Origin of the sequence: Phyllobacterium zundukense (assembly GCF_025452195.1) — a bacterium.
GTDB lineage: Bacteria > Pseudomonadota > Alphaproteobacteria > Rhizobiales > Rhizobiaceae > Phyllobacterium > Phyllobacterium zundukense_A.
This window is the reverse complement of record NZ_CP104973.1, coordinates 3,061,042-3,085,141: the sequence shown is the minus strand read 5'-3', so window position 1 is coordinate 3,085,141 and position 24,100 is coordinate 3,061,042. Positions and strand designations below refer to the sequence as shown.

The following is a 24,100-nucleotide window of genomic DNA, read 5'->3' as shown; positions in this document are numbered from 1 at the left end:
CGTCTTTGACGGCCTTTTTTCTGTTTTGTTCCACAATTCGTCTTCGTGGGGATTTTCCTTGTCATGTTCATTCGCTATTCAGTGGCTCAATGCTCACTGAAAGGGAATACTCCATGACTGCTATTGTCGATATCATTGGCCGCGAGATTCTGGACAGCCGCGGGAACCCGACTGTTGAGGTCGATGTCGTTCTCGAAGACGGTTCCATGGGCCGCGCAGCCGTACCCTCCGGTGCGTCGACCGGTGCGCACGAAGCAGTCGAACTGCGCGATGGTGGTACACGCTATCTCGGCAAGGGAGTTGAAAAGGCTGTCGACGCGGTCAATGGTGAGTTGTTCGATGCAATTGGCGGCATGGAAGCGGAAAACCAGATCCACATCGATCAGACGATGATCGACCTTGATGGCACGCCGAACAAGAGCCGCCTCGGTGCCAATGCAATTCTTGGCGTATCCCTTGCCGTAGCCAAGGCTGTAGCTGAAGCATCGGGCCTGCCTCTCTATCGCTATCTCGGCGGTCCGAGCGCCCATGTATTGCCTGTGCCGATGATGAACATCATCAACGGCGGCGCGCATGCCGACAATCCGATCGACTTTCAGGAATTCATGATCTTGCCGGTCGGCGCGTCTACCTTTGCCGAGGCGGTTCGTTATGGCTCGGAAGTGTTTCACACGTTGAAGAAGCGTCTGAAGGATGCGGGGCACAACACCAATGTCGGTGACGAGGGTGGTTTCGCACCAAATTTGAAGACGGCGCAGCACGCCCTGGATTTCATCATGGAATCGATCGAGAAGGCGGGTTTCAAGCCGGGCGAAGAAATCGCACTTGGTCTCGATTGCGCCTCGACCGAATTCTTCAAGGACGATAGCTATGTCTATGAGGGCGAGAAGAAATCGCGCGATCCGAAGACCCAGGCGAAATACCTTGCCAAGCTTGTCGGCGATTATCCAATCATCACCATCGAAGACGGCATGGCTGAAGACGATTGGGATGGCTGGAAATATCTGACAGAGCTCGTGGGTAACAAGTGTCAGCTGGTTGGCGATGATTTGTTCGTCACCAATTCGGCCCGCCTGCGCGATGGCATCAAGATGGGCGTCGCGAACTCGATCCTCGTCAAGGTCAACCAGATCGGCACGCTTTCCGAAACATTTGACGCCGTCGATACTGCACATCGCGCTGCCTATACCGCGGTCATGTCGCATCGCTCGGGTGAAACCGAAGATACGACCATTGCCGATCTCGCCGTTGCAACCAATTGCGGACAGATCAAGACCGGCTCGCTCGCCCGTTCCGATCGGGTCGCGAAGTACAACCAGCTCATTCGTATCGAGGAAGAGCTTGGACCGCAGGCAAGCTATGCAGGGCGCGGTATTTTCCGGTTTCTTTGAGAATATTGGTTGAAGAATGAGCGCTGATTATCTCTCCCCTTGTGGGAGAGAAAGGGTTTTCCCGGATTTAGCCTTTTGCTAAATCCTTGGAAAATCCAAGTGAGGGGGTAGTTCAGCGAGGCGATCCCCTCTCTGGCGATTTCTAGCACTTAGCAAAGAGGCTAAGATGCTGAAATCGCTTTCTCCCCACAAAGGGGGAGATAACCGGAGCCCGTTTTAAATCAGTTGGTAATCGCCTGTTAAGCAAAACATTGTCTTATGGACTGGTGAAAAATCAGGCGATTGCGTCTGATTCCTTGGGTTTGCGGTTCTATGGAAATGTGGACAAAACAGCGAAAAAAAACCAAACGGGGGCGGTTGATCGTTCCGCTGCTCTCCACTCTGTTTTTCGCCTATTTTGGTTTTCACGCATACCATGGCGAATACGGACTCTATTCGACTATCAAGCTGCAAGAACAGACACAGTTGCTGCAGGCGCAACTCGACGCCGTCAAGGCAACGCGATCCGAGCTTGAACGCCAGGTTCAACTTATGCATGATGGTACGATCGAGAAGGATATGCTAGACGAACAGGCCCGCAAGGGGTTGAATGTATCTCGGCCGGACGAAGTCACCATAATGCGTGGCTCCGGTGATTTGGCTATTAACTGATTGCTGGTTAATCGACGTTTTTCTCTGTATTTTGAACATCTTATTTGCATAGCACTTATTCGATTCTGCATATTGTAAGTTCCGCCCCTGCTGCTATTCTCGTGCGACCAATTCACAGGGAGTGAGATATGGCCACGAGGGCGAAAAAAAGCCCTGCGCGTTCTGCGCAGACCTCCGCTATTAAAGCACCAAAACCAATCCAGTTTACCAAGGAACAAGAATTAGAAGCCTACCGGCACATGCTGCTGATCCGCCGCTTTGAAGAAAAGGCCGGTCAGCTGTACGGCATGGGTTTCATCGGTGGTTTCTGCCATCTCTACATCGGTCAGGAAGCTGTCGTCACCGGCATGCAGATGTCGCTGAAGGAAGGTGATCAGGTTATCACCGGCTATCGCGACCACGGCCACATGTTGGCTTGCGGCATGAGCCCGCGCGGCGTCATGGCGGAATTGACAGGACGGCGCGGCGGCCTTTCCAAGGGGAAGGGCGGTTCAATGCACATGTTCTCCAAGGAGAAGCATTTTTACGGCGGTCACGGCATCGTCGGTGCGCAGGTTTCGCTCGGAACCGGTCTCGCCTTCGCCAATCGCTATCGCGACAACGGCAATGTTTCGCTGGCTTACTTTGGCGATGGTGCTGCCAATCAGGGCCAGGTTTACGAAAGCTTCAACATGGCTTCGCTGTGGAAGCTGCCGGTAATCTATATCATCGAGAACAATCGTTACGCGATGGGCACTTCGGTTTCGCGCGCTTCCGCCGAGACGGATTTTTCCAAGCGCGGTATCTCATTCAATATTCCCGGTATCCAGGTCGACGGCATGGATGTACGTGCGGTCAATGCTGCAGGTGAAGAGGCCGCAGCCTGGGCGCGTTCCGGCAAGGGGCCGATGATTCTTGAAATGCAGACGTACCGGTATCGCGGCCATTCCATGTCGGATCCGGCCAAATACCGTTCCAAGGACGAAGTGCAGAAAATGCGCTCCGACCATGATCCCATAGAGCAGGTGAAGCACCGGTTGATCGAAAACGGATGGTCCACTGAGGACGACCTGAAGAAGATCGACAAGGACGTTCGCGATATCGTGGCGGATGCCGCCGATTTCGCCCAATCCGATCCGGAGCCGGATCCATCCGAGCTTTACACCGACATTCTGCTCTAAGGGAGGCGCTATCATGCCTGTAGAAATTCTGATGCCAGCGCTCTCGCCGACTATGGAAGAGGGCAAACTGTCAAAATGGCTGAAAAAAGAAGGCGACAAGGTCACTTCCGGTGATGTGCTCGCTGAGATCGAAACCGACAAGGCGACGATGGAAGTCGAGGCTGTCGATGAAGGAACGCTTGGCAAGATCCTCGTTCCGGAAGGCACCGACAATGTAAAGGTGAATGCGGTGATTGCCGTTTTGCTTGGTGAAGGCGAAAGCGCCAATGCCGCCAGCGCGCCCAAGGCCGCTAATGCTGAAGCGCCTGCGGAAGAAGCGCCGAAACAGGAAGCTGTGGCGGAAAAGCCTACTGCATCCGTTCCTGCAGCGCCTAAGGCCGAAGTGGCTGCTGACCCGGATATCCCCGAGGGCACCGAGATGGTGTCCACCACTGTTCGCGAAGCGTTGCGCGACGCCATGGCGGAGGAAATGCGCCGCGACCCCAATGTCTTCATCATGGGCGAGGAAGTCGCCGAATATCAGGGCGCCTACAAGATCACCCAGGGCCTGCTCGACGAATTCGGTCCGCGCCGCGTTGTCGATACACCGATCACCGAGCACGGCTTTGCCGGTGTTGGTGTTGGTGCCGCGATGACGGGTTTGCGTCCCATCGTTGAATTTATGACCTTCAACTTCGCCATGCAGGCAATCGACCAGATCATCAATTCCGCGGCCAAGACACTTTATATGTCTGGCGGCCAGATGGGTGCACCGATGGTGTTCCGTGGTCCAAGCGGCGCTGCTGCCCGGGTCGCTGCCCAGCACTCGCAATGTTATGCCGCCTGGTACAGCCATATTCCAGGTCTGAAGGTCGTGATGCCTTATTCGGCTGCCGATGCGAAGGGCCTGCTCAAGGCTGCCATCCGCGATCCAAATCCGGTGATCTTCCTTGAAAATGAAATACTTTACGGTCATTCGTTCGATGTGCCGAAGCTTGACGATTTTGTTCTCCCGATCGGCAAGGCCCGTATTCACAAGAAGGGCAAGGACGTAACCCTCGTTTCTTTCGGCATTGGCATGAATTACACGGTCAAGGCGGAAGCCGAGCTTGCGAAGATGGGCATCGACGCGGAAATCATCGATTTGCGGACGATCCGGCCGATGGACATTCCAACAATCATTGAATCGGTCAAGAAGACGGGACGTTGCGTCACGATTGAAGAGGGTTACCCGCAGTCTTCGGTTGGAACGGAAATCGCAACACGCGTCATGCAGCAGGCTTTTGATTATCTCGATGCACCGATCCTGACGATTGCTGGCAAAGATGTGCCGATGCCTTACGCGGCAAACCTTGAAAAGCTGGCTTTGCCAAATGTTCAGGAAATCATCGACGCCGTCAAAGCCGTGACCTACACCGCCTAAGGGGAGGAACCCGATATGCCGATAAATATCACCATGCCGGCGCTTTCTCCTACCATGGAAGAAGGCAATCTTGCCAAATGGCTGGTCAAGGAAGGCGATAAGGTCACGTCCGGTGATGTCATCGCCGAAATCGAGACCGACAAGGCGACGATGGAAGTCGAAGCGGTTGACGAAGGCACTGTAGCGAAGATCGTTGTCCCTGCCGGTACTGAAGGCGTCAAGGTCAACGCGCTGATCGCCATTCTGGCGGGCGAAGGCGAGGACGTCGCGGCAGCTGCCAAAGGCGGTGGCGACGCGGCGGCGCCAGCCCCAGCGGAAGCACCGAAAGAAGAGAAAAAGGCTGAAGTTGCGCCTGAAGCTCCGAAGGCTGAAGCGCCGAAAGCGGACGTTGCTCCGGCACCGGCGGTAGCTTCCGCACCTGCGAAGACCGGTGATCGTCCATTTTCGTCGCCGCTTGCACGGCGGATCGCCAAGGATGCAGGCATTGATCTCGGCGCCGTGACAGGCTCGGGCCCGCATGGCCGTGTGATCAAGAAGGACGTAGAGGCGGCGATTTCCGGTGATGGAGCCAAGGCTGCTCCTGTTGCGGGAGCCGCGCCATCCGCGGCAACGCCAGCAGCACCGAAGCCGATGTCTGACGATGCAGTGCTCAAGCTGTTCGAGCAAGGCTCGTACGAACTCGTACCACACGACGGCATGCGCAAGACCATCGCCAAGCGTCTGCTCGAAGCCAAGTCGACCGTTCCGCATTTCTATCTGACGGTGGATTGTGAGCTCGATGCGCTCTTGGCTCTACGTGCGCAGATCAACGCCGCTTCGCCAATGCGCAAAACGGAGAAGGGCGATGTTCCGACCTACAAGCTCTCCGTCAACGACATGATCATCAAGGCGATGGCGTTGGCGCTACGCGATGTTCCCGAGGCGAATGTCTCCTGGACGGAAGCCAATATGGTGAAGCACAAGCATTCGGATGTTGGCGTCGCTGTCTCCATTCCCGGTGGCCTGATCACGCCGATCATCCGCAAGGCTGAAGAAAAGACGCTTTCCGCAATTTCAAACGAGATGAAGGATCTTGCCAAGCGCGCTCGCGACCGCAAGCTGAAGCCCGAGGAATATCAGGGCGGAACGACCGCCGTCTCCAATCTCGGCATGTTTGGCGTCAGGGATTTCGCAGCCATCATCAATCCGCCGCACGCAACGATTCTTGCCATCGGTGCGGGCGAAGAGCGGGCTGTGGTCAAGAAGGGCGAGATCAAAGTCGCAACCGTTATGTCGGTGACGCTGTCGACTGATCATCGTGCCGTTGACGGTGCCTTGGGTGCAGAACTTGCTCAGGCCTTCAAACGTCATATCGAAAACCCGATGGGCATGCTGGTCTGAGGGCACCATGAAAACGGTCCTTTGCTATGGCGACTCGCTGACCTGGGGATACGTTCCCGACGGATCGGGTCGCCATGCGCTCCAGGATCGCTGGCCGGAGGTGCTTCAGACCGAACTGGGGACAGATGTTCATGTCCTCGCCGATGGTTTGAATGGCCGCACAACCGCTTTCGATGATCATCTTTCAGGGTTCGAGCGCAACGGTGCCAAGACGCTGACCACAGTACTTGGCACGCATTTTCCGCTTGATCTTGTGATCATCATGCTCGGCAGCAACGACATGAAGGCGTTCATCTGCGGGAATGCTCAAGGCACCAAACGTGGCATGCAACGCTTGATCGAAATTGTCCGCACGGTGCCGTATCAAATGAACGCAAAGGCGCCGCAGATCCTGATCATGTCGCCGCCGGCGCTTACAGCGATTGACGAACTGGACTTCCAACGAACTTTCGAACAGGGCATTGAACAGTCACGCCTGCTCGCGGAGTGCTACAAGGACGCCGCTGAACTTGCCGATTGTGCGTTTTTCGATGCGGGATCGGTCGCCAAAACATCGCCATTAGATGGCGTACATCTTGATGCAGAGAATACACGGGCAATCGGTAAAGCCATTGCACCCATCGTTCGGGACATACTCGAGATTTAATTCAGGAGGACCAAGGTTTTGGCCAATAATTACGACGTGATCATCATTGGTTCGGGCCCGGGCGGCTACGTTACCGCTATCCGCTCCGCGCAGCTTGGTTTCAAAACCGCAATCGTCGAGCGGGAACATCTTGGCGGAATCTGCCTGAACTGGGGCTGTATTCCGACCAAGGCCCTGTTGCGCTCGGCAGAGATTTTTCATTATGGCCAGCATGCCAAGGATTATGGTTTGACCATCGAGGGAAAGATTTCCGCGGACGTCAAAGCAGTCGTTCAGCGTTCGCGCGGTGTTTCGGGTCGGCTCAATGCTGGCGTCGGGTTCCTGATGAAGAAGAACAAGGTCGACGTGATTTGGGGGGAGGCCAAGCTATCCAAGCCCGGCGAGATCATTGTCTCGAAGACCTCGAAAAAGCCGATGGAGCCGCAGCCGCCGCTACCGAAAAACGCTTTGGGTGAAGGTACTTATTCGGCTAAGCATATCGTTCTCGCCACTGGTGCCCGCCCGCGCGCACTGCCGGGCATCGAGCCCGATGGCAAGTTGATCTGGACCTATTTCGAAGCCATGGTGCCGCCGGAAATGCCGAAATCACTCGTGGTCATGGGATCTGGTGCGATCGGGATCGAATTCGCGTCATTCTACCGTTCCATGGGGGCGGAGGTGACTGTCGTCGAACTCCTGTCAAACGTGATGCCCGTTGAGGATGCGGAAATCTCCGGGATCGCTCGCAAGCAGTTCGAAAAGCAGGGTATGAAAATCATCACCGACGCCAAGGTGACGAAGGTCGATAAAGCCGCGAATTCGATTACTGCGCATGTGGAGACCAGGGACGGCAAGGTAGAGAAGATCACTGCGGACCGACTAATTTCGGCGGTTGGTGTTCAAGGTAATATCGAAAATCTCGGGCTCGAGGCTTTGGGTGTGAAGACTGATCGTGGCTGCGTCGTCGTTGATGGTTATGGCAAGACCAACGTGCCCGGCATTTACGCCATCGGTGATGTTGCCGGACCACCCATGCTCGCGCACAAGGCCGAGCATGAAGGTGTGATCTGTATCGAGAAGATTGCAAACTTCCCGGGCGTTCATCCCATCGAGAAGGACAAAATTCCGGGCTGCACCTATTGCCAACCGCAGGTTGCGTCCGTTGGCCTCACCGAAGCGAAGGCCAAGGAGAATGGACGCGAGGTTCGCGTCGGGCGTTTCCCGTTTGCCGCAAATGGCAAGGCTATTGCGCTTGGCGAAGATCAAGGTCTGGTGAAGACCATTTTCGACAAAAAAACCGGCCAACTGATCGGTGCCCACATGGTCGGCGCGGAAGTCACGGAACTTATCCAGGGCTTCGTCGTCGCCATGAACCTCGAAACGACCGAAGAGGAATTGATGCACACGGTCTTCCCGCACCCGACTTTGTCGGAAATGATGAAGGAAAGCGTGCTGGATGCCTATGGCCGTGTGTTAAACGCGTAAGTAACAGAGGAAACTTGGCTCTTGGTCACCATCAAGGATAGCAGACCCTGGATCAACCTTTCATGGCTGATCCTCAAATGGTCGACCTTGATCGGCCTTGTGCTGGGGTTTGTGCCGGCCGCCTTGAGTCTGGTTTCAGGTAACACCATATCCATCAATGGAACGGCAATTGGCGGTTGGCTTGGTGTCTGGATTGTTACCCTTGCTTGCGGGTTGGGTGGTTTTCTTTTCGGTGCTATATGGGCCTTGGTGTTACGCGCCATTGCCATTGCATCAGGGCGTTAAAGCAATTGCAGCAAAAGTGTGAAGCGGTTTTGCGACCGCAATTGCGGTAAACAAGGGTGGGGAGAGAAGCATATGGATCAGCCAGTCGGTATCATGGGCATGCCCGGTGTCGGTTTCTTTGGAATGCTGCTTATCGGCTTCCTCGCCGGTTATATCGCAGAAAAGGCAACGAGCCGTAATCATGGCCTTTTGACCAATATCCTTGTCGGCATTGCCGGCTCCTTCGTTGGTGGTACGCTGGCAGGTCTGCTGGATTTCAACTTCTACGGCTTTTTTGGAAATCTGATCGTTGCGACAGTTGGCGCAATTCTCATCCTGTGGGTTTTCGGCAAAGCCAGGCCCGCAAGCTAGGACATTAGAATGGTAACGGTACTCGACACGATCGATCAAAAGCGGCGTCTTCGTCATCCGGAAAAGGCGCATCGCCCGGATTCGGAGATTCTCAAGAAACCCGACTGGATCAGAGTCAAGGCTCCCGTGTCGAAAGGCTATTCGGAAACACGTGACATCGTGCGCTCGCACAATCTCGTCACAGTGTGCGAAGAGGCTGGCTGCCCCAATATCGGCGAGTGCTGGGACAAGAAACACGCAACATTCATGATCATGGGCGAGATCTGCACCCGTGCCTGCGCGTTCTGCAACGTCGCGACTGGTCTGCCAACTGCGCTCGATCCGAACGAGCCCGAGAACGTCGGCAAGGCCGTTTTGAAGATGGGCTTGCAGCATGTGGTCATCACTTCGGTCGATCGTGACGATCTCGCCGATGGCGGTGCGCAGCATTTTGCCGATGTGATCCATGCTATCCGCCGCATTTCGCCGGGCACGACCATCGAGATTTTGACACCGGATTTCCTGCGCAAGGAAGGCGCGCTTGAGATCGTCGTTGCTGCCCGTCCGGATGTCTTCAACCACAACCTTGAGACCGTTCCGTCCAATTATCTCAAAGTTCGTCCAGGCGCGCGGTACTTCCATTCGATCCGCCTGTTGCAGCGTGTGAAGGAACTCGATCCGACGATCTTCACAAAATCCGGCATTATGGTGGGTCTTGGCGAAGAGCGTAACGAAGTACTGCAGTTGATGGATGACCTGCGCTCAGCCGATGTGGATTTCATGACGATCGGCCAGTATCTGCAGCCAACACGCAAGCATCACGCCGTGCTGAACTATGTAACGCCGGACGAATTCAAATCCTATGCGACGATAGCCAAGACCAAGGGGTTCCTGGTCGTAGCATCAAGTCCGTTGACGCGCTCATCGCATCATGCCGGCGACGACTTTGCCAAGCTGAAGGCTGCACGCGAGGCGCTGCACGCAAACCGCGCGTGACCAATGCCGAAATTTGAAACGACCCGCCATGTGAAGCATCGCGCCGAACAGATGTTTGATCTGGTCGCAGATATTGAAACCTATCCGCAATTTCTGCCGATGTGCGAAAGCCTGAAAGTGCGTTCACGCAAGGAAAGCCATGGCAAGACCCTGCTGATTGCTGACATGACCGTCGGCTATAAGCTGATCCGGGAGACCTTCACCAGCCAGGTTCTTTTGAAGCCGGAAGAGAAAGTCATCATAACGAAATACATAGATGGGCCATTCCGCTATCTCGATAACCGCTGGCAATTCATCCCGGAGGAAAATCCGGAACATTCAGCGGTGAAATTCTATATAGATTATGAATTCAAAAGCCGCACGCTCGGCTTTCTCATGGGGTCGATGTTCGACATTGCCTTCAGGAAATTCACTGAAGCTTTCGAAAAACGAGCCGATGCCATTTATGGCAGGGGATCTTCCCCCATGGCTTAGTCAAGCTGCCGCGCCGGAACGAAAGCGGGTGCCATCCGTTACCATCCGCAAGGAGGTTGTAATGTTGACAACCAAATTCATCGGCGCGCTGTTTGTTGTTTGCGGGCTCTTGTATATGGCAGGCGCGACAGTCTATCGGGGCAGGATGAGCGAACCTCATTCGTCCAATAATGAATCAGCCGGCCTTGAGCCGCGTCATCGCGGTTTGCGTTTTCTTGGCTTGAAAGCGAATTGGCCGGGCCTTGTGGTTGCTGCGGTGGGCGCGGTGATGCTGTTATTGCCATCGGCATAGAAACCTTACAACAACGCCCGCAAGACCATATCAAGCGCAGTATTAACGGCGGCATGGCGAATTGATGCGCGACCGTGATCAACAAACAGGTGGCGGGCTGCGACCGTCGGCTTGTCTTTCAACGCTAGCGCAAACCAGACCAGTCCGACGGGTTTCGTTTCCGAACCGCCCCCCGGTCCAGCGATACCTGTTACCGAAACCGCAATTCCGGCGTTTGAACGGGCGAGGGAGCCCGAGGCCATAGCCAAAGCGACTTCCTCAGATACCGCGCCATATTTGGCGATCAATTCATCCGGGACGCCAATCATCTCGCGCTTGGCTTCGTTGGAATAGGTGACGAACCCGCGATCTACGACATCGGAGGAGCCACCGATATCTGTCAGCGACGCTGCGATCAAACCACCGGTGCAGGATTCAGCCGTGGCCAGCAGAATGCCGCGGCGACGGCAGGCTTCAAGTACCGCAATTGCCTTGGTTTCCGCGATGAGCCCGCTCATTCCGGCAGTCCTCCCGGGTAAATGACAGATGCCGTCGCGATGGCTGCAATGCCTTCCTCGCGGCCGATAAAACCGAGCTTTTCGTTGGTCGTGGCCTTGATAGAAATGCGATCCGCGGAAATTCCCAGCATTTTTGACAATGCTGCTGTCATCGCCTCACGGTGCGGACCTACTTTCGGCGCCTCGCAGATGAGTGTTATATCCGCATTGGCAATCCGACCGCCGGCTTCCCTGACGATTTTCACCGCATGTTCCACGAAGATATGCGAGGCGGCGCCCTTCCACTGGGGATCGGACGGCGGAAAATGTGTGCCGATGTCGCCCGCACCACGTGTTGCAAGCAGGGCGTCGGTCAGCGCGTGCAGGGCTACGTCGGCATCCGAATGTCCGGAGAGCTTTTGATCATGTTCGATGAACACGCCGGCGAGCATTAAACCATTGCCTGGCTCGAAAGCATGAACATCGTAGCCGTTCCCGGTGCGCACGTCCGGAAATGCCGAATAGTTTTGCGACAGGCGATCATCGGCCATTTCGATATCCTTTGCCCAGGTCAATTTCGTGTTGTCGGCTGATCCTTCAACGATCCGCACCGGCAGGTCATGCCATTCCGCGATCGCTGAATCGTCGGTGAAATCGGATCGGCCGGCTGTAAATGCTGCGTTATGCGCATCGAGGATTGGCAAATAGGGAAACGCTTGCGGAGTCTGCGCTGCATAAAGGCCTGCGCGCGGAACCGTTGCGCTGACCATCGCGTCAGATCCGGCGGCTTTCAACGTATCTGACACAGCAAGGACCGGCAGGACCCCGATATGCGGGGTGAGATTGAAAATGACCCGCTCCAGCAGATCTGCCGAAATAAAGGGGCGAACACCGTCGTGTATCAACACGTGATCCGGTGTTTTTTCCTTGAGTGCAAGAAGTCCGAGACGTGTCGACTCCTGGCGGGTTGGTCCACCTGTTACCGCCGTAACCCTTGCGGCGTGATCGCCGAGAGCCTGGGCGAACAGTGCATTGTCTTCTTTGTGGATGACCACAACGACGTGTTCGATCAACGGGCAATCAAGAAATGCGCGCATCGTGTGCGCCAGAACGGCTTCGCCGCCGATCTTGCGATATTGCTTTGGTCCTTCAACGCTTTGGCCTGCGCGTTCACCGCGTCCGGCCGCTACAATGACCGCAGCTACCCGCATTTCCTTATTGTCAGACTTCCCCGGCACGCTTCTCTCCGTTCGATGCAGACTGCGTTACCCTTTGCCAAACGGAAAGACCAGTACTTTAGCAACGAAACGGATCGAAATCCGGCCATTCACTGTACGCAATGCCTTGCGAAGAGGCACGGACGTGTCTAAAGGATAGGCTATTACGAAATTGCATACGAAACAGGCAGAATCGCGTGATCGAACTGGATCAACCACTGGATGTCGGCGGGGTACATTTGCGAAACCGCGTGTTTCTGGCGCCGATGTCCGGCGTCTCCGACCTGCCGTTCCGCCAGTTGGCGTGGCAGGCGGGAGCCGGCATGGTCGTATCGGAAATGGTTGCAAGTGCAGAGCTTTGCACGCGCGAACGCGGCAACCTGTTGCGCCTCAGGGGTGATGGATTGGGCACGCACGTTGTGCAGATCGCAGGCCGTGAAACCCGATGGATGGCGGAAGCAGCGCGGATCGCCGAGGGCGAGGGTGCTCATATCGTCGATATCAACATGGGTTGCCCGGCCAAAAAGGTAACCGGCGGCTTGTCGGGTTCGGCACTCATGCGCGATCTCGATCATGCCTTGGCACTGATAGACGCAACGATCGGTGCTGTGCGCGTGCCGGTTACGTTGAAAATGCGGCTCGGCTGGGATGACGATAGTATCAATGCGCCGGAGCTAGCTGCGCGTGCAGAGCAGGCCGGGGTTAAAATGATCACAGTGCACGGCCGTACGCGCTGCCAGTTCTATGAAGGCAAAGCTGATTGGCACGCCATTCGTGCTGTCAAGGACACTATTGCGATCCCGCTTGTGGCCAATGGCGATGTCCAGAACCGCGCCGATGCTAGGGCAATTCTCGAGGCCTCGGGTGCGGACGCTGTCATGGTGGGGCGCGGATCGTACGGCCAACCTTGGTTGCCAGGGACGATCGTTCGCGGAAGCAGCCAGGATGCCAGCCACATGATCGCCGATTATGCAGTCGCGCATTACGACGCGATGCTCTCGCATTATGGCGAAGCCACGGGTATTCGCCATGCGCGCAAACACCTTGGCTGGTATCTCGATAAACACGGATTCGATGTAGAGCCCGCTGTCCGCGCGTCGATCATGACCGAAACCAATCCGCAACAGGTTGCACGACGTCTCCACGCTGCGCTCTCAAATACAGAAGAAATGAGGAAGGTGGCCTGATGACAGCATCGGATAAATCTATGCTGGGAGACCGGTTGGCGGGCATCGTCCTGAATTCGATCCGGCACCCGGTTATCATGCTCGATGATGCAGGTTATATTTCCTATGCCAACGCCGATGCTGAAGCATTCTTCCGCTCAAGCGCCAACATTTTGAGCCGTAACACGCTGGATATGCTGCTACCGTTCGGCAGCCCACTGCTGGCACTGGTCAAGCAAGTGCGCGAAAACCCGTCACCGGTCAACGAATATCGTGTCGACGTCTCGTCGCCACGGCTTGGCCAGGACCGGATTGTCGATCTCTATGTCACGCCTGTCAGCGAATCGCCCGGTTCGATCGTCATCCTTTTCAAGGAACGCTCCATGGCGGAAAAACTCGATCGGCAGATGACGCATCGCGGCGCGGCGCGTTCGGTTACCGGCCTTGCGTCCATGCTGGCGCACGAGATCAAGAACCCTCTTTCTGGCATCCGCGGAGCCGCGCAACTGCTTGAGACTGGTCTTTCCGACGATGACCGGGCGCTGACACGATTGATAACCGATGAGACCGACCGGATCGTGTCACTCGTCGATCGTATGGAGGTTTTCTCCGACGAACGCCCGATAGAACGGGAAGCAGTGAACATTCACGTGGTGCTCGATCACGTCAAAGCCATAGCCAAGAATGGTTTTGCCAACCATATCAAGTTTCACGAGGACTATGATCCGTCGTTGCCTTACGTATTCGCAAATCGCGATCAGCTCGTTCAGGTGTTCCTCAATCTTGTAAAGAATGCAGCCGAATCGATCGGCGCCAACGAGCCAGGCGAAATCACGCTCTCAACCGCGTTCCGTCCAGGTATCCGCCTGTCTGTTCCAGGTATGCGTACCCGGGTATCGCTGCCACTCGAATTTTGTGTTTCGGACACCGGTGGGGGTGTGACGCCCGATATCATGCCACATCTCTTCGATCCGTTCATAACCACGAAGCCCAATGGTTCCGGACTTGGCCTGGCTCTGGTCGCCAAGATCGTCGGTGATCATGGCGGCGTTATCGAATGCGATTCCGTGCCGCGGAAGACGACGTTCAGAATTCTCATGCCCGCATGGCAGAGCGGTCCGCTTGACGACGACCATGCAGACGACAGTCCATATACGAAGAAAGCAGGGTCCTGATTATGAGTTTGGGCAGTATTCTCGTCGCAGATGACGACGCAGCAATTAGAACGGTCCTCAATCAGGCGCTCTCCCGTGCAGGCTATGACGTCCGCATAACGTCCAATGCAGCTACCTTGTGGCGCTGGATATCGGCGGGCGATGGCGATCTCGTAATCACCGATGTGGTGATGCCCGATGAAAACGCTTTCGATCTTCTGCCGCGCATCAAAAAATCGCGACCCGATCTGCCCGTCATCGTCATGAGTGCGCAAAACACCTTCATGACTGCCATTCGTGCCTCTGAGGCGGGAGCCTACGAATATTTACCAAAACCGTTCGATCTGACGGAACTGGTCAGCATCGTTGGTCGGGCACTTTCGGAACCGAAGAAAAAGCCGGAAAAATGGGCTGCGGACGAACAACCCGATACAATGCCGCTGGTTGGCCGCTCGCCAGCGATGCAGGATATCTATCGGGTATTGGCGCGCATGATGCAGACCGACCTGACGGTGATGATCTCCGGTGAGTCGGGTACTGGCAAGGAGCTGGTGGCGAAAGCTCTGCATGAATATGGCCGCCGGCGCAAAGGTCCGTTCGTTGCTATTAACATGGCAGCGATTCCGCGTGACCTTATCGAGTCCGAATTGTTCGGCCATGAGCGCGGGGCTTTTACCGGTGCTCAGAACCGGTCGAGCGGACGCTTCGAACAGGCCGACGGCGGTACCTTGTTCCTCGACGAAATCGGCGATATGCCGATGGAAGCCCAAACCCGGCTTTTGCGCGTGTTACAGCAGGGCGAATACATGACCGTCGGCGGGCGCACACCGATCAAGACCGACGTGCGCATTGTTGCTGCCACCAATAAGGATCTGCGCACCTTGATCAATCAGGGCCTTTTCCGGGAAGATTTGTACTATCGTCTCAATGTCGTGCCGCTGCGCCTGCCGCCTTTGCGCGAACGCGGCGAAGATATTCCGGATCTCGTGCGGCACTTTTTCAAAATGGCGGCGAAGGACGGTCTGCCTGAAAAACGTATCATGGCTGATGGCCTTGATCTTATGCGGCGTTATCCTTGGGCAGGCAATGTGCGGGAATTGGAAAACCTCGTCCGCCGTCTTGCTGCGCTTTACCCGCAAGAAGAGATCAATGCGGACGTCATCGAGGCTGAACTCAAGGCCGACCTGCGGCCAGCCGAGCCATCGTCGAATTCAATTGCGGACCAGGATGTAACTATCGGCCAGGCGGTCGAACTGAACATGCAGCGCTACTTCCTTTCCTATGGAGACGACCTGCCACCCGTCGGTCTTTATCAGCGTGTACTGGAGGAGATGGAATATCCACTTATCCTTTCCTGCCTGACGGCGACACATGGGAACCAGATCAAGGCTGCCGAATTGCTGGGACTCAATCGCAACACATTGCGCAAGAAAATCCGCGAACTGGGTGTCAACATCTACAAGAGTGCCAAGAATGAACGCTGAACGGGCGGTATTCGCTCTTTAAGAAATCATTAATGGGTCCTGACCCTAGGTATTAGCAAATGATTCACCAGTTCTGACAATATCAAAGGAAGATAAAATTGTAACTACTGCGACAGAGCCTTTTTAAGGTGAGTATGTGCAGAGTAATCACCAGAAATCTCGTGAATTAACGCAACCGGTAACGTGCCGAATTGCCATTCGATCACACGGAGGTGCATGGTGTTCAGTTTTGCAGAACGATTGATGCTGTTCAATCAATACGAAATCTTGAAGAAGCTTGATCCGCAGAAATCGAGCCTTTACGCGCGGCACCAGGAAGTCGTGGAGAAGGGTTTCGAGAGTCTTTATGAAGATCTCGGAATCTCAACGACGACCCTGAGCAAGGAAGAGGCCCAGGAAATGGACGACATCCTTGCGCTGTTCCGCGCAATAAAGGCTTCAAGTGGGGGAGCGGCCAGCAACATGCCAGGCAAGACGGCGTTTGTTGGCTTTGGCCCGAGCCAGCCGGACGAGCGTTTCGCCTATGCCGACTTCCTCAGCAACATCCTGAAGTTCCCGCTGGAAGTCTCCAACAGCCCTGACAATCGGCCGGAACTGCAGCTTGAAAAATATCGCACCATGCTGAAGCGATGGGACGAAATCGGCAGGAAGCGTGAGCTTTCCGCTGACCAGATCGAACATCTGGTCGCTTGACCTGCACAGATATAAATGATTGTGGCCGGCATTGCCGGCCACAATCATTCAGGCTTGACGTTCAACCCAATGAGCCAAGGTAGTCGAGTTTCCCGACAGGCACGCCGTTGTGGCGCAGAATGTTTTGAGCTGTCGTGACATGAAAATAGAAGTTCGGCAGAACGAATTTCTGGATGTAGTCTTCGCCGCTCAACACCACGCCGGACTTGCCGAATTTCAACGTGACTTCCTTATCCGCAGTGCCATCGAGCGCTGACGGATCGACGCTCTCTAAAAATGCTACTGTCTTGGCGATACGTTCGCGCAGCTCGGCAAAATCCGCTTCCTCATCGGGAAATTTCGGAACTTCGACCGACGTCAGGCGAGCGATTACGCCCTTCGATGTGTCACTGGCCCGCTGGATTTGGCCAGAGAACGGCAGCATGTCCGGCGCCAGACGTGCATTGACGAGAACCGCCGGAGCAATTTTCTTCTCCTCTGCGAATGCCTCGGCCTTGTCGATCAACGACGAAAGAACGGCGAAACCCCGGACAAACGCCGGAACGGAAATCTTGTGCATGGATAATGACATAGGCGTGCTCCTTTGAAGCATTTCAGAACTTGCAGAATCTATAATCGAGATGAAATTTAGAATGGAGTTGTGACATTGGTAGTGCCAAGCGCAAATACGTCGCTGGCCCTCTTTTTCAAGGCCACCTGGCAGCTAAATCTTGCGAAGTTTGGGTTCAAAAATTGTGGCGGGACTATCATCGGCATGAACTATGCGGTTTCGCCCCTGGCTCTTCGCTGCATAGAGGCACTTGTCGGCAGCCACCAACGCCTCCTCCAGGCCTTGTCCAGGTCGGTGAATTGATATCCCGACGCTTACCGTCACGTCGAGATCGCCTATCCGGAGGTATTTGGAGATATCCCGAACACCAGAGAGAATCCGGTGCGATATCCAATCGGCCTTTCCAAGGTCCGCACCCGTCAGGAAAATGGCGAACTCCTCGCCGCCGAACCGCGCGGCAAAATCCCACTCGCCAATGGTGGACCGGATAAGAATTCCAATTTCCTGGAGTACTCCGTCTCCAACGGCGTGGCCGTACCGGTCGTTGATCGACTTGAAATGATCGGCGTCGATATAAAGGACTGCACCGGCACTTTTGTCCGGATCGCATAAGGCGATCTGTTTCTGCGACTGCATGTAGAATTCGTTGCGGTTCGACAGACCGGTAAGGTCATCTTTGCGCAGGGCAAGATCAAGTCTCAGGGCGGTTTGCTTCAAACGATAATTGAGCCCGACGAGAAAAGCACCGAGCGGAACACTCACGACAACAACAATGATTGTGGTGACGATGAGCGCCACGTCGAGACGATCCAGTCTGACAACCAGGAAGAAAAGAACCGTGAGCAAATCCGAGGCGGCAATCGCCATGCCGACCATGATCGCGACCTGTCTTAGAGGTGGCAAGTCGCCGAATTTCGTCATCCATAAATCGTAGGTCGTCATTGCCGTCCGCCGAGTGTGTCTTTACTCCATATATCGACAGGACGATAAGGAAAGCTCTTTACGAACGGTGTAATTTTAACAGTTGTTGTTTTTATCGTACGTTTGACTGAGGCACATTATTTCAGCCACATGTTTTATAAGCGCGCTCACAGCTGGAACTATCGCAAAAGGATGCAAAACTATTTGCCATCAAACAAAACCCATGACGCGATGCGGAATATAGGGCGCTTCCAGCGCAGCAATTTCATCGTCAGATAATTTTATTTGAAGAGACGCAACAGCATCATCTAGATGTGATGCTTTCGTAGCGCCGACTATAGGAGAAGTAACCTTGGTCAGAACCCAGGCAAGTGCTATTTGTGCACGTGGCAGTTTTCGTTGCTCTGCTATTTTTGCAACTGCACTTACAACCTTCCTGTCAGCATCTTCAGTACCGGCATAAAGCGTTTTACCGAATTCGTCGGTTTCAGAACGGGCGCTGGTTTCGTCCCAGTCACGCGTGAGCCGGCCGCGGGCGAGGGGGCTCCATGGAATGACGGCAATGCCCTCGGCCTTGCAGAGCGGTAACATTTCGCGCTCTTCCTCGCGATAGAGCAGATTCACATAGTTTTGCATGGAAACGAAGCGTGTCCATCCCTTCTGACTCGAGGTCGCAAGCATTTGGGCGAGCTGCCAGGCATACATGGAAGATGCCCCGATATACCTCGCCTTGCCGGATTTCACGACTTCATGAAGAGCTTCCAATGTCTCTTCGATAGGCGTCTGGTAGTCAAAGCGATGGATCTGGTAGAGGTCGACATAGTCAGTGCCCAGCCGGCGCAAGCTCGCATCGATTTCCGCGAAGATGGCTTTGCGGGAAAGGCCCGCGCCGTTCGGCCCCTGGCGCATCCTGCTGTTCACTTTTGTGGCGATGACAACCTCTTCGCGCGTACTGAAATCGTTGAGCGCACGGCCAACAATCTCCTCGCTGGAGCCGTCTGAATAAACATTCGCCGTGTCGAAAAAATTGATACCAAGTTCCAGCGCTTGCTTGATGAATGGCCGGCTTTTTTCTTCTGAAAGCGTCCAGGCATGGTTGCCCCGATCAGGCTCGCCGTAGCTCATGCATCCGAGACATATACGCGAGACCTCGAGACCGGTGTTGCCGAAACGCACATATTCCATCTCAGTTCTCCATTTTTACAAAGTCGAGGTGTCAACGTCGGACCACGCGGCCCGTGCCAACGCGCCAGATTGACGATGTTTCCGATAGTCGTAAGCCGTTTTGTCGATTTTGGAATGGCGATAGCAAGGTATAACAAGAAATTGACGACAGATTAGGCCCGCGACCCGGATCCGGCAATTGTGGGTAAGTGCTGACAATCAGCATTGTTTCGCGACAAAACGTTGCATTTCCGCCACAATGTGTTGCATGAGTGCCACGTGTGGGAATCACGATAGCGATGCTTTTATCGAATTCGGTCAACCTATCTGGAAATTCGACGGCTGGCGCGACGAGCGGCGGCATCCAGAAGTTTTATTCAAGGGCTGGAATTGCGACGGTTGTCCTCGCACTTCTTACGACAGGCGTAACTTTTCTGATTCTGACCGGAATGACGCCAATCCGCCCAGACAGCCAGACTACGTTGCTGCTCACAAGCATCAATGCGGCGCTGATTGCGGCGCTCATGATGCTCATCGGACGGGAAGCCTACCGGATCGCGCGGGCAAGGACACGCGGAAAAGCAGCATCGCGCCTACATGTGCGTCTGATCATACTGTTTTCGCTTGTCGCCGCTGTGCCGGCAATGATCGTCGCTATTGTCGCGTCCATTACACTCGATCTCGGCCTCGACCGCTGGTTCGAGATGCGGAGTACGACCATCGTCAATTCGTCGATCAGCCTCGCCAACTCCTACATTCAGGAAAGTGCGCGCAATTTGCAGGGCACAACGCTGGAAATGGTCAATGACCTCGATAGCCAGCGCACGCTTTATAATCTCGATCGCAGCGGCTTTACCCGTTTGCTCACCCAGCAGGCGCTGGGACGGGGGCTTCTTGGCGCATCGCTGGTCAGGTCAAATGGTGAAACCGCTGTGCGCGCCGACATCAAGACCGACATCGCGATACCTGCAGTAGCAAGGTCGGTATTGGAGACTGCATCGGACGGCAAGCCCGTGCTTATTCCGCCAGAACAAACCAATCTCCTGAGTGCGGTCATCATGATGCGGGAAATACCGGGTCTGTTTCTCTACACGGTGAGGCCCGTCGATGCGGACATTCTCAGTTCGAGCCGATTGATGGAGAAACGAACCGCCGACGAGCAAGCATCCGCCGGCGACGGGGTAACCACGCAGATCCTTTTTGCGCTGCTCTATTTCGGCCTGACCCTCACGCTGCTCCTATCGGCTATCTGGACTGGCATAGCTGTTGCTGACAGGCTCGTGCGCCCCATTCGGCTGTTGATTGGTGCAGCTGATGATGTGGCAACCGGTAATCTCGATGTCTCGGTTCCCGTACATCGCAATGACGGGGATATCGGTTCTCTTTCGCAGACGTTCAACACAATGGTTCAGCAGTTGGGGACACAGCGCAATGATCTCGTTGCTGCCAAGGATCAGATCGATGAGCGGCGACGGTTCTCCGAAGCGGTCCTTTCGGGCGTGACCGCTGGCGTTATCAGTGTCAACGGCGACGGTGTCATAGGCATTGTCAATCGTTCTGCTGAAACCATGCTCTCGCTCGACCCGGCAGCCGCTATTGGCAAGAACCTGACTGCGCTCGTTCCGGAGATCGGACTGGTTTTCGAAGTCGCGCATGCAACGGGCCGCTCTGTCTATCGCGAGCAGGTGACCATGTCGCGTCGCGGCAGCGCGCGGACCTTTAACGTCCAGATTACCGTAGAAGATGCTGAATCGATTGATCATTCGTACGTTGTGACCGTGGATGACATCACCGATCTGGTGGAGGCGCAGCGTTCCTCCGCATGGGCTGACGTTGCAAGGCGCATCGCGCACGAGATCAAGAATCCGCTGACACCAATTCAACTTTCTGCCGAACGTTTGCGCCGTCGCTATAGCAAGGTGATCACCGAGGACCGTGAAGTTTTCGATCAATGTACCGAAACGATCATACGGCAGGTCGGTGATATCGGCCGAATGGTCGATGAATTTTCCTCCTTCGCGCGCATGCCGAAACCCGAAATCAAGGCAATGGATTTGCGCGAGGCTCTGCGCGAGGCCTCGTTCCTCGTGGAGGTCAGCCGTAGCGATATCCGTTTCGAACGTGACTTTGGCAATACCCCGCTTATCGGTCAGTTCGACAGTCGTTTGATGGGCCAGGCTTTCGGAAATGTTATCAAGAATGCCGCTGAATCCGTTGAATCCGTTGTGAAAGAGACTCATGCCAACGGACACATTCTCGTCAGATCCAGACAGGACGACGCGACGATCGTCGTGGAGATACTTGATAACGGCAAAGGCCTGCCACGCGAACACCGGCAGCGGCTGCTCGAACCGTACATGACGACTCGTGAAAAGGGTACCGGACTTGGTCTTGCTATCGTCAAAAAGATTGTCGAGGACCACGCTGGACATCTCGAATTGCATGACGCGCCGGAAGATTTTTACGGGGGCCGGGGCGCTATGATCCGCATGACTTTTCCAACCACGCAGACCGTTACGCCGGTCGAAGCAGAGACCGATAAATCGGCAAAACAGGTGAATTAACATGGCATCTGATATTCTTGTGGTCGACGATGAGGTCGACATCCGTGAACTTGTGGCTGGCATCCTCAGCGATGAAGGCTATGAGGCCCGCGTCGCATCCGACGCCGATAGCGCGCTCGCTTCGATAGATGACCGCATACCCCGGCTGATTTTCCTCGATATCTGGATGCAGGGCAGCCGCCTGGATGGCTTGGCGCTCCTGGACGAGATCAAGCTGCGGCATCCGGAGATCCCGGTCGTTATGATTTCCGGTCACGGCAATATCGAAACGGCCGTTTCGGCCATTCGCCGCGGTGCCTATGATTTTATCGAGAAGCCTTTCAAGGCTGACCGTCTGATCCTGATTGCCGAGCGTGCCTTGGAGACATCGAAGCTGCGCCGCGAGGTTTCGGACCTGCGCAAGCGCTCGAGCGAAAGCTTTGAACTTCTTGGCAGTTCGCTCTCCATGAACCACCTTCGCCAGACTATTGAACGGGTCGCGCCGACCAACAGCCGCATCATGATCACAGGGCCTTCCGGTGCAGGCAAGGAACTGACCGCGCGTGCCATTCATGCCCTGTCGACACGTTCCAAGGGGCCGTTCGTCAATCTGAACGCGGCAACCATCACTCCAGAACGAATGGAGGTCGAGCTATTCGGCACCGAATCCGATGGTGGTGAGCGCAAGGTCGGCGCCCTGGAAGAAGCGCATGGCGGCATTCTCTACCTGAATGAGATAGCTGACATGCCGCGAGAAACCCAAAACAAGATCTTGCGTGTTTTGGTGGATCAGCAGTTTGAGCGGGTAGGGGGCACCAAGCGGATCAAGGTCGATGTTCGTATTATTTCTTCGACCGCCCAAAACCTCGAGGCAATGATCGCCGAAGGACGTTTCCGCGAAGATCTGTTCCATCGGCTCGCGGTCGTTCCCGTTATCGTGCCGCCATTGGCTGACCGGCGTGACGATATCCCAGCACTTGTCGAGTTCTTTATGGGGCAGATCGCCGATCAGGCAGGTATCAAGCCGCGGAAGATTGGCCCCGATGCAATGGCGGTGCTGCAGTCGCATTCATGGCCGGGCAATATTCGCCAGTTGCGCAACAACATCGAGCGCCTGATCATTCTCGCCCGGGGCGACGATCCTGAATCGGTGATCACCGCTGATCTGCTGCCCGCCGAGATTGGCGATACGCTGCCAAAACCACCAACGGAATCGGACCAGCACATCATGGCGCTGCCATTGCGTGAAGCGCGGGAGCGGTTTGAGAAGGAATATCTGATTGCCCAGATCAATCGCTTTGGCGGAAACATCTCACGCACGGCCGAGTTCGTTGGCATGGAACGGTCGGCACTACACCGCAAACTGAAGTCCCTCGGCGTCTGATCAAGTGTCCAGTCCGGCAGCCTTTCGACGCCCCGGCACATCCTTGCCCGATTTTGCGTGAACGCCTTGTGCAATGTCGTGGAACAGCACAGAAAGAGACCGGCGATATGAAATTGCAACTCCTTCGCAACGCAACGCTGAAACTTGACTATGCCGGCACGACTATCCTGATCGATCCGGATTTCGGGTCGAAGCACGGCCGTCCATCGTTCACGGGCCGCTCACCCAATCCAATGGTCGAACTGCCGGTATCGACGGAGGAAATCCTTGCCGGAGTGGACCTTGTCATTGTTTCGCATCTGCATGCGGACCATTTCGACAAGGTCGCGCAGGAGCTTGTTCCCAAGCATTTGCCTCTCATTTGCCAACCAGGCGACGAGGAAAAAATCCGGTCATTCGGCTTCATCGACGTTACGCCTCTGACGGGCAGATTGACATATGCAGGTATTCATTTGACCCGTCGCGACGGCAATCACGGCTCTGGTCCTGTGCTCGAAAAGATGGGAAACGTCATTGGCCTCACGATCGAGGCAGACGGCGAACCATCGATCTATTGGACCGGCGATACGATCCTCTATCCGCTCGTGCGCGAAACAATTGCTACATTTGCTCCGGACATTATCATCACCCATTCCTGTGGAGCCAAATGGGACGATGTGCTGATTGTCATGGATGCCGAACAAACTGTCGATATCTGCCGTATTGCTCCCGAAGATACGAGAATCATAGCGACCCATATGGAAGCGTTGGATCACGCAACTGTTTCCCGCGATAACCTGCAAGCCTATGCGAACGCCCACGACATCGCTAAGCATAAGCTGCTTATTCCCAGCGACGGCGAGATTCTCCATCTCTCCACCCCTAACGCATGAGATCA

24 protein-coding genes are annotated in these 24,100 nt (G+C 55.2%); 19 read left to right on the top strand and 5 right to left on the bottom strand.

Features of this window, described 5'->3' with window-relative positions; all coding sequences use genetic code 11:
* Positions 1-113 precede the first annotated feature (113 nt).
* The 12 genes from eno to N8E88_RS27415 all read left to right on the top strand — a co-directional run bounded on the left by eno (position 114) and on the right by N8E88_RS27415 (position 10,471).
* Positions 114-1,391 carry a phosphopyruvate hydratase gene (gene eno, locus N8E88_RS27470; protein WP_262293336.1) on the top strand — a complete coding sequence of 426 codons (1,278 nt, stop codon included), beginning with the start codon at positions 114-116 and terminating at the stop codon, positions 1,389-1,391.
* Positions 1,392-1,709: 318 nt separating this feature from the next.
* On the top strand, positions 1,710-2,042 hold the full coding sequence (locus N8E88_RS27465) for an FtsB family cell division protein (RefSeq protein ID WP_114430194.1): 333 nt from the start codon (positions 1,710-1,712) through the stop codon (positions 2,040-2,042).
* Between the two features lie 128 nt (positions 2,043-2,170).
* Positions 2,171-3,202: a pyruvate dehydrogenase (acetyl-transferring) E1 component subunit alpha gene (pdhA, locus tag N8E88_RS27460; protein ID WP_224506686.1), complete on the top strand. Its 1,032-nt coding sequence runs from the start codon at positions 2,171-2,173 to the stop codon at positions 3,200-3,202.
* A gap of 13 nt (positions 3,203-3,215) precedes the next feature.
* The gene (locus N8E88_RS27455; protein ID WP_262293335.1) at positions 3,216-4,604 is read left to right on the top strand and encodes a pyruvate dehydrogenase complex E1 component subunit beta; all 1,389 of its coding nucleotides are present in this window, start codon (positions 3,216-3,218) and stop codon (positions 4,602-4,604) included.
* Positions 4,605-4,619: 15 nt separating this feature from the next.
* Entirely contained in the window at positions 4,620-5,984 is a 1,365-nt protein-coding gene (locus N8E88_RS27450; protein WP_262293334.1) for a pyruvate dehydrogenase complex dihydrolipoamide acetyltransferase, read from the top strand.
* A 7-nt stretch (positions 5,985-5,991) separates the two neighbouring features.
* Complete coding sequence (locus tag N8E88_RS27445; RefSeq protein WP_262293333.1) at positions 5,992-6,630, top strand: SGNH/GDSL hydrolase family protein; 639 nt, start codon at positions 5,992-5,994, stop codon at positions 6,628-6,630.
* An 18-nt stretch (positions 6,631-6,648) separates the two neighbouring features.
* Positions 6,649-8,094 carry a dihydrolipoyl dehydrogenase gene (gene lpdA / locus N8E88_RS27440; protein ID WP_262293332.1) on the top strand — a complete coding sequence of 482 codons (1,446 nt, stop codon included), beginning with the start codon at positions 6,649-6,651 and terminating at the stop codon, positions 8,092-8,094.
* A gap of 21 nt (positions 8,095-8,115) precedes the next feature.
* Positions 8,116-8,379, top strand: a complete 264-nt coding sequence (locus N8E88_RS27435; protein ID WP_410010624.1) for a hypothetical protein — start codon at positions 8,116-8,118, stop codon at positions 8,377-8,379.
* A 72-nt stretch (positions 8,380-8,451) separates the two neighbouring features.
* Entirely contained in the window at positions 8,452-8,730 is a 279-nt protein-coding gene (locus tag N8E88_RS27430; protein WP_262293331.1) for a GlsB/YeaQ/YmgE family stress response membrane protein, read from the top strand.
* 9 nt (positions 8,731-8,739) lie between these two features.
* Positions 8,740-9,705, top strand: a complete 966-nt coding sequence (gene lipA, locus N8E88_RS27425; protein WP_262293330.1) for a lipoyl synthase — start codon at positions 8,740-8,742, stop codon at positions 9,703-9,705.
* A 3-nt stretch (positions 9,706-9,708) separates the two neighbouring features.
* Positions 9,709-10,179 (top strand): type II toxin-antitoxin system RatA family toxin, encoded by a 471-nt coding sequence (locus N8E88_RS27420; RefSeq protein ID WP_262293329.1) that lies wholly within the window; start codon positions 9,709-9,711, stop codon positions 10,177-10,179.
* Between the two features lie 61 nt (positions 10,180-10,240).
* On the top strand, positions 10,241-10,471 hold the full coding sequence (locus N8E88_RS27415; protein WP_262293328.1) for a hypothetical protein: 231 nt from the start codon (positions 10,241-10,243) through the stop codon (positions 10,469-10,471).
* Between the two features lie 5 nt (positions 10,472-10,476).
* Here N8E88_RS27415 and N8E88_RS27410 read toward each other — a convergent pair whose 3' ends face one another.
* Both N8E88_RS27410 and N8E88_RS27405 read right to left on the bottom strand, forming a co-directional pair.
* Entirely contained in the window at positions 10,477-10,968 is a 492-nt protein-coding gene (locus tag N8E88_RS27410) for a CinA family protein (protein WP_262293327.1), read from the bottom strand.
* A complete protein-coding gene (locus N8E88_RS27405) occupies positions 10,965-12,158 on the bottom strand; it encodes a bifunctional 2-C-methyl-D-erythritol 4-phosphate cytidylyltransferase/2-C-methyl-D-erythritol 2,4-cyclodiphosphate synthase (RefSeq protein ID WP_262295657.1) in 1,194 nt (397 codons plus the stop codon). The genes N8E88_RS27410 and N8E88_RS27405 overlap by 4 nt, the downstream gene beginning before the upstream one ends.
* 203 nt (positions 12,159-12,361) lie before the next feature.
* Between N8E88_RS27405 and dusB the strand changes: the two genes are divergently transcribed.
* The 4 genes from dusB to N8E88_RS27385 all read left to right on the top strand — a co-directional run bounded on the left by dusB (position 12,362) and on the right by N8E88_RS27385 (position 16,661).
* Positions 12,362-13,351, top strand: coding sequence for a tRNA dihydrouridine synthase DusB (gene dusB, locus N8E88_RS27400; RefSeq protein ID WP_262293326.1), 990 nt, complete (start codon positions 12,362-12,364; stop codon positions 13,349-13,351).
* On the top strand, positions 13,351-14,505 hold the full coding sequence (locus N8E88_RS27395) for a two-component system sensor histidine kinase NtrB (protein ID WP_262293325.1): 1,155 nt from the start codon (positions 13,351-13,353) through the stop codon (positions 14,503-14,505). The genes dusB and N8E88_RS27395 overlap by 1 nt, the downstream gene beginning before the upstream one ends.
* 2 nt (positions 14,506-14,507) lie before the next feature.
* Positions 14,508-15,968, top strand: a complete 1,461-nt coding sequence (gene ntrC / locus N8E88_RS27390; RefSeq protein ID WP_262293324.1) for a nitrogen regulation protein NR(I) — start codon at positions 14,508-14,510, stop codon at positions 15,966-15,968.
* A 216-nt stretch (positions 15,969-16,184) separates the two neighbouring features.
* The gene (locus N8E88_RS27385) at positions 16,185-16,661 is read left to right on the top strand and encodes a YfbU family protein (protein WP_262293323.1); all 477 of its coding nucleotides are present in this window, start codon (positions 16,185-16,187) and stop codon (positions 16,659-16,661) included.
* 61 nt (positions 16,662-16,722) lie between these two features.
* Here N8E88_RS27385 and N8E88_RS27380 read toward each other — a convergent pair whose 3' ends face one another.
* The 3 genes from N8E88_RS27380 to N8E88_RS27370 all read right to left on the bottom strand — a co-directional run bounded on the left by N8E88_RS27380 (position 16,723) and on the right by N8E88_RS27370 (position 19,317).
* The gene (locus N8E88_RS27380) at positions 16,723-17,232 is read right to left on the bottom strand and encodes a DUF1993 domain-containing protein (RefSeq protein ID WP_262293322.1); all 510 of its coding nucleotides are present in this window, start codon (positions 17,230-17,232) and stop codon (positions 16,723-16,725) included.
* A 132-nt stretch (positions 17,233-17,364) separates the two neighbouring features.
* A complete protein-coding gene (locus N8E88_RS27375) occupies positions 17,365-18,153 on the bottom strand; it encodes a GGDEF domain-containing protein (RefSeq protein WP_262293321.1) in 789 nt (262 codons plus the stop codon).
* 189 nt (positions 18,154-18,342) lie between these two features.
* Positions 18,343-19,317, bottom strand: a complete 975-nt coding sequence (locus N8E88_RS27370; RefSeq protein WP_262293320.1) for an aldo/keto reductase — start codon at positions 19,315-19,317, stop codon at positions 18,343-18,345.
* Positions 19,318-19,595: 278 nt separating this feature from the next.
* On the opposite strand from N8E88_RS27370, the gene N8E88_RS27365 reads away from it, so the two are divergent.
* From N8E88_RS27365 to N8E88_RS27355, 3 genes are all read left to right on the top strand, one after another.
* Positions 19,596-21,860 (top strand): sensor histidine kinase NtrY-like, encoded by a 2,265-nt coding sequence (locus N8E88_RS27365; RefSeq protein WP_262293319.1) that lies wholly within the window; start codon positions 19,596-19,598, stop codon positions 21,858-21,860.
* A 1-nt stretch (position 21,861) separates the two neighbouring features.
* Entirely contained in the window at positions 21,862-23,223 is a 1,362-nt protein-coding gene (locus N8E88_RS27360) for a nitrogen assimilation response regulator NtrX (RefSeq protein WP_112529193.1), read from the top strand.
* A gap of 107 nt (positions 23,224-23,330) precedes the next feature.
* Entirely contained in the window at positions 23,331-24,095 is a 765-nt protein-coding gene (locus tag N8E88_RS27355; protein ID WP_262293318.1) for an MBL fold metallo-hydrolase, read from the top strand.
* Positions 24,096-24,100: the final 5 nt, after the last annotated feature.